10 protein-coding genes and 1 pseudogene are annotated in these 10,141 nt (G+C 70.4%); 6 read left to right on the top strand and 5 right to left on the bottom strand.

Features of this window, described 5'->3' with window-relative positions; genetic code table 11:
- The coding region (locus tag G6024_RS14090) for an IclR family transcriptional regulator (protein WP_182640398.1) at positions 1-546 on the bottom strand (546 nt) is incomplete at its 3' end.
- A 68-nt stretch (positions 547-614) separates the two neighbouring features.
- Between G6024_RS14090 and leuC the strand changes: the two genes are divergently transcribed.
- The 3 genes from leuC to G6024_RS14075 all read left to right on the top strand — a co-directional run bounded on the left by leuC (position 615) and on the right by G6024_RS14075 (position 3,199).
- Complete coding sequence (gene leuC, locus G6024_RS14085) at positions 615-2,081, top strand: 3-isopropylmalate dehydratase large subunit (protein WP_067717515.1); 1,467 nt, start codon at positions 615-617, stop codon at positions 2,079-2,081.
- A gap of 6 nt (positions 2,082-2,087) precedes the next feature.
- Positions 2,088-2,684 (top strand): 3-isopropylmalate dehydratase small subunit, encoded by a 597-nt coding sequence (leuD, locus tag G6024_RS14080; protein ID WP_096905295.1) that lies wholly within the window; start codon positions 2,088-2,090, stop codon positions 2,682-2,684.
- A 134-nt stretch (positions 2,685-2,818) separates the two neighbouring features.
- Positions 2,819-3,199, top strand: coding sequence for an HU family DNA-binding protein (locus G6024_RS14075; RefSeq protein WP_067717527.1), 381 nt, complete (start codon positions 2,819-2,821; stop codon positions 3,197-3,199).
- 22 nt (positions 3,200-3,221) lie between these two features.
- On the opposite strand, the gene G6024_RS14070 is transcribed toward G6024_RS14075, so the two are convergent.
- The 3 genes from G6024_RS14070 to cofC are packed head-to-tail and all read right to left on the bottom strand — an operon-like array spanning position 3,222 to position 6,936.
- The gene (locus G6024_RS14070) at positions 3,222-4,127 is read right to left on the bottom strand and encodes an NUDIX hydrolase (protein WP_096905296.1); all 906 of its coding nucleotides are present in this window, start codon (positions 4,125-4,127) and stop codon (positions 3,222-3,224) included.
- A complete protein-coding gene (locus G6024_RS14065) occupies positions 4,124-6,220 on the bottom strand; it encodes an RNA degradosome polyphosphate kinase (RefSeq protein ID WP_096905297.1) in 2,097 nt (698 codons plus the stop codon). Before G6024_RS14065 ends, G6024_RS14070 begins: the two co-directional genes overlap by 4 nt.
- On the bottom strand, positions 6,217-6,936 hold the full coding sequence (gene cofC / locus G6024_RS14060) for a 2-phospho-L-lactate guanylyltransferase (RefSeq protein ID WP_067717535.1): 720 nt from the start codon (positions 6,934-6,936) through the stop codon (positions 6,217-6,219). Before cofC ends, G6024_RS14065 begins: the two co-directional genes overlap by 4 nt.
- Positions 6,937-7,047: 111 nt before the next feature.
- Here cofC and G6024_RS14055 point away from each other — a divergent pair, with 111 nt between their 5' ends.
- On the top strand, positions 7,048-8,046 hold the full coding sequence (locus G6024_RS14055) for an NAD(P)H-dependent glycerol-3-phosphate dehydrogenase (protein WP_069388469.1): 999 nt from the start codon (positions 7,048-7,050) through the stop codon (positions 8,044-8,046).
- Between the two features lie 10 nt (positions 8,047-8,056).
- Positions 8,057-9,163 carry a D-alanine--D-alanine ligase family protein gene (locus G6024_RS14050; RefSeq protein ID WP_159148976.1) on the top strand — a complete coding sequence of 369 codons (1,107 nt, stop codon included), beginning with the start codon at positions 8,057-8,059 and terminating at the stop codon, positions 9,161-9,163.
- Between the two features lie 30 nt (positions 9,164-9,193).
- Here the strand turns inward: G6024_RS14050 and G6024_RS14045 are convergent, their stop codons facing one another.
- Positions 9,194-9,814: a DUF3515 domain-containing protein gene (locus G6024_RS14045; protein ID WP_159148975.1), complete on the bottom strand. Its 621-nt coding sequence runs from the start codon at positions 9,812-9,814 to the stop codon at positions 9,194-9,196.
- 124 nt (positions 9,815-9,938) lie between these two features.
- Between G6024_RS14045 and G6024_RS14040 the strand changes: the two are divergent.
- Positions 9,939-10,141: pseudogene (locus G6024_RS14040) on the top strand (thiamine-phosphate kinase); the annotation flags it as partial.

Below are 10,141 nucleotides of genomic sequence, written 5' to 3'. Positions count from 1 at the left end.
GCCCGCCTCCCGCTCGGCGACCGACTGCGCCCAGCCGCGCCGCCGGACGTCGGCGAGCTGGCGCTCGGTGTACGTGGCGTCGGCGAGCAGGGTGCGCTGGGTGGCGGGGTCGGCCCACGCCGCCAACACCTTCGCGCCCGAGCCCCGTGTCATGGGCAGGATCGCCCCGACGGGCACCGTGTCCCGCAGTCCCGTCGGTGGTTCCGCGGAGGCCACACAGATCCGGCGGTCACCGTCGCGCCGGTACACCTGCACGCTCTCCTCGGTCACCTCGCGCAGGCGGGGCAGCACGGAGGACGCGGCCTCGGCCAGGGAGTCCGACACGTGCGCGGCGAGCTTGGCCAGACCGGGCCCCAGGCTCCACACCCCGGCGTCGTCACGGGAGAGGAGTTGGTGGATCTCGAGCCCCACCGCGAGCCGGTGGGCGGTCGCGCGAGGCAGGCCCGTCCGCTCGCAGAGGTCGGCCAGGACGCACGGTTGCTCGGCCACGGCGTGGAGCACCGTCATCGCTTTGTCGAGGACCCCGATCCCGCTATACTGTCTCACAGTTCGACTATATCGTCCTACATGGTGAGAATCCATCGGATCCCATCAGGACGTGGAGTGGAGGCGTGATGAACGAGACCGTGTCCGGCGGCACGCGACCGCGGACCCTGGCCGAGAAGGTCTGGGACGACCACGTGGTGGTCGAGGGCGAGGGCGAGGGCGGGTCCCGGGGGCCCGACCTGCTGTTCATCGATCTCCACCTCGTCCACGAGGTCACCAGCCCTCAGGCCTTCGACGGTCTCCGCCTGGCCGGACGCCGGCTCCGCCGCCCGGACCTGACCCTGGCGACCGAGGACCACAACGTCCCGACCGACATCGTCGGCGGCGCGGTCAACCTCATCGCCGACCAGACCTCGCGGATCCAGATCGAGACGCTGCGTTCCAACTGCGAGGAGTTCGGTGTCCGGCTGTACCCGATGGGCGACCTCGAGCAGGGGATCGTCCACGTCGTGGGTCCGCAACTCGGCCTGACCCAGCCGGGCATGACCGTGGTATGCGGTGACTCGCACACCTCGACGCACGGGGCGTTCGGTTCCATCGCGATGGGCATCGGCACCTCCGAGGTCGAGCACGTCATGGCCACCCAGACGCTGGCCCTGCGCCCGTTCAAGACCATGGCCGTCACCGTCACCGGCGAGCTGCAGCCCGGCGTCACCGCCAAGGACCTCATCCTGGCCGTCATCGCCCAGATCGGCACCGGCGGCGGGCAGGGCTACATCATCGAGTACCGCGGCGAGGCCATCGAGAAGCTGTCGATGGAGGCGCGGATGACCATCTGCAACATGAGCATCGAGGCCGGTGCCAGGGCCGGCATGGTCGCCCCGGACCAGATCACCTACGACTACCTGCGCGGTCGCCCGCACGCGCCCGCGGGTGACGAGTGGGACGAGGCCGTGCGGTACTGGGACGGGCTCCGGACCGACGAGGACGCGGTGTTCGACACCGAGGTCGTCATCGACGGTGCCGCCCTCACCCCCTTCGTCACGTGGGGCACCAACCCCGGCCAGGGCGTGCCCCTGGGTGCGGCCGTCCCCGACCCCGAGTCGTTCACGGACGAGAGCGCGCGCATCGCCGCCGAGAGCGCACTGGAGTACATGGACCTCGAGGCCGGCACCCCGATGCGGGACGTGCCCGTCGACGTCGTGTTCGTCGGCTCGTGCACCAACGGTCGCATCGAGGACCTGCGCGCCGTCGCCGAGGTCGTCGACGGTCACACGGTGGCCGACGGGGTCCGGATGCTCATCGTGCCCGGCTCCATGCGCGTGCGCGAACAGGCCGAGGCGGAGGGGCTGGACAAGGTCTTCACCGCCTTCGGCGCCGAATGGCGCCAACCCGGCTGTTCGATGTGCCTGGGCATGAACCCGGACTCGTTGCTGCCGGGCCAGCGGTGCGCGTCCACATCGAACCGCAATTTCGAGGGCCGCCAGGGCAAGGGGGCCCGCACCCATCTGGTCAGTCCGTCGGTCGCCGCGGCCACCGCGGTGCTCGGACACTTCGCCTCACCCGTCGACCTCGAGCCCGCGAAGGGGGCCTGACACCTCATGGAGCCGATCACCACCCACACCGGCATCGGCGCCCCGCTGCGCCGCTCCAACGTGGACACCGACCAGATCATCCCGGCCGAGTACCTCAAGCGCGTCACGCGCACCGGCTTCGAGGACGGACTCTTCTCCTCCTGGCGGGGAGGCGAGCCCGACTTCGTCCTCAACCGGGCGCCCTACGACCGCGCCTCCGTCCTGGTCGCCGGACCGGACTTCGGAACCGGGTCCTCGCGCGAGCACGCAGTGTGGGCCCTGATGGATTTCGGGTTCCGTGTGGTCATCTCCTCGCGGTTCGCCGACATCTTCCGCGGTAACTCGGGGAAGTCCGGTCTCGTGGCCGCCCAGGTCGAGCAGGAGAACGTCGAACTCCTGTGGAAGGTCATGGACGAGCGACCGGGTATCGAGCTGACCGTCGACCTGGGGTCGCGCACCGTCACGGCCGGTGACGTCACGGTACCGTTCGACATCGACGACAACACCCGGTGGCGTCTCATGGAGGGGCTCGACGACATCGGCCTCACGCTGCGCGAAGCCCACCGGATCGAGGAGTTCGAGAGTCGGCGGCCCGCGTTCAAGCCGGTCACGACCCCGCGCTGATCGTGGGATAAGAAGTCGTTTCGGAGCAACCTCCGAAACACCCCCGTGTGGCGAAACCATGTGAGTATGCTTATGTCTAGTTCGGCGCGGACAGGTACCGCGCCCGCATACCTCACCCGAAGGGGGATCCCCACGTGAACAAAGCCGACCTGATCGCCGAACTGGCGGACCGGATGGGCGGAGATCACCAACTCGCCACCGAGGCCCTGGAGAACACTCTCGACATCATCGTCCGGACCGTCGCGTCCGGGGAATCCATCACCATCATGGGTTTCGGCATCTTCGAGAAGAAGTCCCGTGCGGCCCGGGTCGCCCGTAACCCCCATACCGGCGAGTCGATCCCGGTACCGCCGACCCACTCACCGGTGTTCCGGCCGGGCCAGTACTTCAAGTCCGTCATCCAGGGCACCGAGTCGCTCCCCGAGGACCGGCTCGCCGCGAAGCGCTCCAGCTCCCACCAGTCGTTCGGGGGCCTGCGCAAGAATGGTGTGAACCACCGCGAGAAGGTCAGCTGACCGACCGGCCCGCTACCGCAGCTCAGAACAGCGGTAGCGGGCTGGGGTAGTAGTCGGCGTAGGTCGGCCGCGTGCCGTCGAACCCCAGGGCCCACACGCCGGCCTTCTTGGTGGCGGCCTCGCCGACGTCGATGTCGGTCGAGCCCGCCAGGTCCCGGATCATCCCGGGGATGGCGGTTCCCTGCGAGGACACCACGGCGACGCCGTCGCCCGGGGCGATGGCGGCCAGCCGGGCCACGGCGGCTGCCGGGTCGTCGAGGTACGCCTCGTCGCTCAGCGCCGGTTCGATCGCGATCCCCACCCCGAGCTCGTCCGCCAGTGGCGCGAGTGTCTGTTCGCACCGGACCCTGGGCGCGCTGTACAACCGGGTCACGCCGAACGCCCGGAGCATCGGCACGAGCATCTCGGCCTGCGCCCGTCCGGACTTGTCGAGGGGACGCAGGTCGTCGTTCCCGCTCCACTGGCTCCTGCTGCCGGCCTTGGCGTGCCGGACGACGAGCAGGGTCTTTCCCTCGGGCGGGGCCGCGCAGAAGCGGGTGAGGATCTTACGGTCCAACGGGTAGGAGACCAGATCCTTGGCCTGCTCCACCGGGAGCCACCGGATCTCGTCGACCTCCGAGTTCGGCTCGAAGGTCCCCTCGCGGGCCATCGCCGACCAGTACGTGACCTCCTTGCGGGTGTTCTCCTTGAGGGGGTAGCCGGTGGTGCCGATGCGGGACTGCAGGACGGCGGTGAATCCCGTCTCCTCGGCGATCTCCCGGACAGCGGTGACCGGCAACGATTCGCCCGCGTCGACCTTGCCCTTGGGCAGGGACCAGTCGTCGTAGCGCGGGCGGTGGACCACCGCACACAGGCGCGAGTCGCCGTCCGTGAGGTACAGGACCGCACCCGCCGCCGGCACCACCCGGACCGTGGCCTTCTTGCTCATCGGTCCCGGAATCCCGCGTGCAGTGAGGCCGACCGCTCCTGATGGTCGACCGACTCGGCCCAGTCCTCCGGGGCGGGCATACGGGCCCAGCTGGCGTCGTGCCGGAGATGGAAGCTGCGCGTGGCCGGATCGAGGGCCGAGTCGAAGATGCGGTGGATCTGGGCCTTGAGCCGGGGATCGGTGACGGTGACCATCACCTCTACGCGGCGGTCCAGATTGCGGTGCATCATGTCCGCACTGCCGATGAGGGCCTCGTCGGCGCCCCGGAAGTGCAGGATCCGGGAGTGCTCGAGGAAGCGCCCGAGAATCGAGCGGACGTGGATGTTCTCGCTCAGGCCGGGGACGCCCGCCCGGAGGGAACAGATGCCACGGACCACGATGTCGACCGGAACCCCGGCCTGGGATGCGCGGTACAGGGCATCGATGACCTGCTCGTCGACCAGGGCGTTCGCCTTGAGCCGGATACCGGCCTCGCGTCCCTCGGCGGCCAGCTCGATCTCGCGGTCGATCCGCTCGACGATCCCCGACCGGATGCCCTCCGGCGCCACGAGGAGGCGGCGGTACTTGCTCACGTTGGAGAACCCGGTCAGGTGGTTGAACAGATCCGTCAGGTCCGACACGACGTCCTCGTCGGCGGTGAACAGGCCGACGTCCTCGTACAGGCGCGCCGTCTTGGGGTTGTAGTTGCCGGTACCGATGTGTGCGTAGCGCTGGAGCCGGTCGCCCTCCTTGCGCACCACGAGGCAGGTCTTGCAGTGGGTCTTCAGGCCCAGGAGGCCATACACGACGTGGACTCCGGCCTGCTCGAGTTCGCGGGCCCACCGGATGTTGTTCTGCTCGTCGAAACGGGCCTTGATCTCCACCAGCGCGACGACCTGTTTGCCGGCCGCGGCGGCATCGACCAGCGCGTTGACGATGGGGGAGTCGCCGGAGGTCCGGTACAGGGTCTGTTTGATCGCCAGGACGTCGTCGTCGGCAGCGGCCTGCTCGATGAACCGCTGGACCGTGGTGGCGAACGACTCGTAGGGGTGCTCGACGAGGACGTCGCCCTCCTGGAGGGAGGCGAAGATGTTGCGGGCCGTCTCCCTCTCACCGAACGCCGGGGGAGTGGCCGGCACCATGGGCGGGTCCTTGAGATCCGGCAGGTCCAGCCCGTGGATCTGCCAGAGCCCCGTGAGGTCCAGCAGGCCCGAGAACCGGATGACGTCGGCCGAGTCCACGTCGAGCTCACGCTGCAGGATGCGGAGCATCCGCGGGGTGGTGTCCTCCGCGATCTCCAGCCGCACGGCCGATCCGAAGCGCCGGCGGGCGAGTTCGCGCTCGAGTGCCTGCAGCAGGTCCTCGTCGCGGTCCTCCTCGACCTCCATGTCCGCGTTGCGGGTCACCCGGAACACGTGGTGCTCGACGACCTCCATGCCCTGGAACAGATCCTGGAGGTGCGCGGCGATGATGTCCTCGGCGGGGACGAACGCGTACTCGTCCGGGCCGCCGCGGTCGACCCGGACGAAGCGCGGGACGTTGTGCGGGATCTTCACCCGGGCGAAGTGCTCCTGGCCCGAGTCCAGGTCGCGGATGATCACCGCGAGGTTCAGGCTCAGCCCGGAGATGTACGGGAACGGGTGGGCGGGATCCACAGCGAGGGGCGTGAGGACGGGGAAGATCGAGTTACGGAACAGCTCCGCGAGGGTGAAACGTTCCTCGGCCGTGAGGTCGGCCCAGGGCAGGATCCGGATCCCGTGCTCCTCCAGCGCCGGGCGGATCTCGTCCTCGAACAAGCGGGTCTGTTCGTCGCACAGTTCCCGCGTCCGTCGGCTGATGCGGCCCAGCTGTTCGGCGGGGGTCTGGCCGTCCGCGGAGCGTACGGACAGTCCCGTCTTGTCGCGGCGCTGGAGACCGGCCACGCGGACCATGTAGAACTCGTCGAGGTTCGAGGCGAAGATCGCGAGGAACTTGGCTCTCTCCAGCAGCGGGAGGTCCTTCTCCCCGGCGAGTGCGAGGACCCGGGCGTTGAAGTCGAGCCAGCTCAGTTCGCGGTTGAGGTAGCGGTCGCGGGGCCGGGGCAATCCCTGGAGGGCGGTCGGTTCGGCGGTCACGGGACCATTGTGGCCGATACCCCGGTCGCGTGGGCGAGGAGGCGGACGGAGGGGTCACGGAGGGCCCCGGCGGTGGCGGGACCGACGGACCGCCCCGGCAACCTCGCGAGATCCTCCGGGACGTCGACATCCCGGGCGGCGGCGGCCAGATCGCCCACCGCCGCGATCTGTACCGCGCCGCCCTCGTCGCGGTACCGGGCGGCCGAATCGACACCGAACCGGCAGACACGGGGAGCGGGCGCGCCCGTCCAGAACGCCATCGTGGTCCCGGCTCCGCGGTGGTCCGTGACCGTGGCGTGCGGGTGCCGGCCGGCGATATCCAGGATCCGCGCGAGGTGCTCGGGTCGCAGTTCCGGGAGATCCGCCGCGACCACTCCGACCGGACCCGGGACGTCGGCGAGTGCGTTGTCCAGGGCGAAATTGAGGGGGTCACCGTGGCGGGGGTCCGTACGGGCGGGTTCGTCGACGAACTCCGCCCCCGCCCCCGAGGCCAGTTCCTCCACACGGGGGTCGGCGGAGACGACGCGAACGCGGGCGACTCCCGGGGTCTCCCGGCAGGCGGCCAGGACGTCCACGGCCATCGCCACCACGAGAGCCCTCCTGCCGTCCGCGGTGAGTGCGGGCACCAACCGGCTCTTGGCGCGCTCGAGCGCCTTGACGGGGACGACGATCGTCCACCCGTCAGCCGTCGACCCGCCGTGCCCCGCTGTGCTCATCGCCCGCCATCCTGCCAGCCGGGCCTCACGAGCGTCCTCCGCCGGGTAGCGTTTGACCACGATCCGCCTGAGGGTGGCGGTCGGGAGCAGGTCGACGGTCGGGAGGCGATGATGGCGCGGATCGCGGTGATGGGTGCGGGGTCCTGGGGGACTGCGGTCGGCAAGGTTCTCGCCGACGCCGGATCCGAGGTCGTGATGTGGGCCCGTCGGGACGAGGTGGCAGCCGGGATCAACGACGCGCACTGCAACTCCAAATACCTCCCCGGCATCGTGCTGCCGGCGACGGTCACCGCGTCGACCGACCCGGCGCGGGTCCTGGCCGGCGCCGAGGAGGTCGTGCTGGCGGTCCCGTCCCAGAGTCTGCGGGGCAACCTCGAGCACTGGGTCGACCACCTCGAGCCGGAGGCCGGGGTGATCTCGCTGGCCAAGGGCATCGAGACAGGGACCCTGATGCGCATCAGCGAGGTCGTCGCGGAGGTCACCGGGCTCGACGATCGCCGGATCGCCGCGCTGTCCGGCCCCAACCTCGCGAGGGAGATCGCGGAGGGGCAGCCCGCGGCGACCGTGATCGCCTGCACGGACGACGAGCGCGCGGCCCGGCTCCAGGACGCCTTCTCCACGCCCTACTTCCGCCCGTACACCAACACCGACGTCGTGGGCTGCGAGATCGGTGGCGCCACCAAGAACGTCATCGCCCTCGTGTGCGGCATCGCCACCGGGATGGGGCTGGGCGACAACACCATGGCCACCCTCGTCACCCGAGGGCTGGCCGAGACCACCAGGCTCGGCGTGGCGCTGGGCGCCAACCAGATGACCTTCGCGGGGCTGGCGGGCCTCGGGGACCTCGTGGCGACCTGCACCTCGCCCCTGTCCCGCAACCGGACCTTCGGCGAGCGTCTGGGCAGGGGAGAGACCCTGGAACAGGCCCAGCAGGCCACCAACGGTCAGGTCGCCGAGGGGGTCAAGTCGTGCACGTCGATCCGCGAGCTGTCCCGTAGGGTCGGGGTGGAGATGCCGCTGACGGAGGCGATCCACGAGATCTGTCACGAGGGGGGCGACGCCGTCGAGGTGGCGGTGCGCCTCATGAGGCGGAGCACCAAGCCCGAGTAGCCTCGGCCCGGTGAATCGCATCACCGTTGCCGTCCTCTACGGCGGTCGCAGCTCGGAGCACTCAGTGAGCTGCGTCTCCGCCGGCGCCGTCATGTCGCACCTCGACCCCGCGATCTATGAGGTCATCCCCGTCGGGATCACCGAATCCGGGACGTGGACGCTCGGCCCGGAGGACGTGTCCGACCTGCGGATCGTCGATCGCAGCATGCCGGTCGTCGACCGGCACCGCCCCGGGGTCGCACTGGGGCTGTCCACCGACGACCGCGGGGTGCTGCGGTTCTCGGGCGGTGACCGGGCCGGGGAGGAACTCGCTCGGGTGGACGTCGTCTTCCCCGTCATGCACGGCACCCACGCGGAGGACGGGACCGTCCAGGGGTTGCTCGAACTCTCGGGCATCCCCTATGTCGGCCCGGGCGTGTTCGCCAGTGCCGCCGGCATGGACAAGGAGTTCACCAAGGTCGTCCTCGGCGCAGCGGGCCTGCCGATCGGTCAGCAGGTCGTGCTCCGGCCGGGCACCGCGACGCTCCCGGCGCCGGACCTCGACCGCTTGGGGCTTCCCTTGTTCGTCAAGCCGGCCCGCGGCGGCTCGTCCATCGGCATCACCAAGGTGTCGCGGGCGGAGGAACTCGATGCGGCGATCACCGAGGCGCGACGCTTCGACCCGAAGGTGATCGTCGAGGCCGCGATAGTCGGACGCGAGGTCGAGTGCGGGGTCCTCGAGTACCCCGATGGCCGGGTGGAGGCGAGTCTGCCCGCCGAACTGCACATCCCCGGCGAGCCCACCGGCGGGGAGGGTGGGACCGAGGGTGACGCCTTTTACGATTTCGACACCAAGTACCTCGACGACGTGACCACCTTCGACCTGCCCGCCGATCTGTCGGACGAGGAGACCGGGCGACTGCGCGCACTGGCGGTGGAGGCGTTCCACGCGTTGGAAGCCCGGGGGCTGAGTCGGGTGGACTTCTTCGTCACCGCCGACGGGCCGGTGATCAACGAGGTCAACACCATTCCCGGGTTCACCCCGATCTCCATGTACCCGCAGATGTGGGCGGCGACGGGCGTCGACTACCCGACCCTGCTCGACACCCTGGTGCGGACCGCACTCGCCCGCGGCTGAGACGGCCGCACCCCGGCCCCGTCGGCCGGGTCAACCGATCGGTGCGGGGTCCGGCTCGACGGCCTCGAGGCTCGCGGTGAGCGCGTCGGAGAGATCCTGGATCGGGCCGGTTCCACTGCCGTCGGGCAGTGTCACCGCGACGAACTGCGGACGGTCGACGGCGACCCAGGTCGACGCGGTGACCGCCGGGTCCGGATCGGGCTCGTTGAACCACTGGACGCCGTTGACCTCCTGCAGGCCCACCCCCACCGTGAAGGTCGGCGGAGCCGGCAGTCCGCAGCGGACGATCACCGGTTCGGCATCGGGCATCCGGTATGCCGCCGTCCCCTCCGGCGCCGGTTCGGCCAGAGCGACGCGGCCGGCCTCCCCGAGGGACTCCGGGAGCGACTCGATCAATGCGGCGCACTGGTCAGACCCGGCTCCGGGCGAGGGGATGGGCACCGCGGCCACCGGCTCGCTCGCGGCCGCCTCCGTGGCCTCCTCACCCACCGAGCGGAACAGCACCAACACGACGGCGAGCATGACCAGCGGGACGACCACCGCGAGGACCACCACGATGGTCGACACGGGGACCGCCCGCGCACCCGGGGTACCGGTGTCCCGCGGGCCGGCGTCATACCGCCCGGCCGGGTCCGAATCCGTCGAAGCCACGTCGTGTCGTCCTTCCTCCCACGATCGGCCGCCGACTCAGGCGGCCGCTAACCTGACGGCAACGCTACAGACCCCCGCCGGTGTGCCCGGCGACGAGACACCACGGGAAGCAGAGGTGGCCGCCGTGTCCGACCGCGCCCTCACCGTCGCCGAGGCGGGCGAGGCCGCGGTGCTCGCCGTCCTGAGCGGCGCGGCCGGGCACGCCGTGGACGACCCGGTCGGCAACGGCGACGACGCCGCGGTCCTGGGACCCGCCGCCGCCACCGTGGTCACCACCGACATGCTCGTCGAGGGCACCCACTTCCGTCTCGACCTCACCGGCTGGGG

It is taken from the genome of Dietzia maris (assembly GCF_014144855.1).
Classification (GTDB): domain Bacteria; phylum Actinomycetota; class Actinomycetes; order Mycobacteriales; family Mycobacteriaceae; genus Dietzia; species Dietzia kunjamensis.
This window is presented reverse-complemented; position numbering and strand designations above follow the sequence as displayed.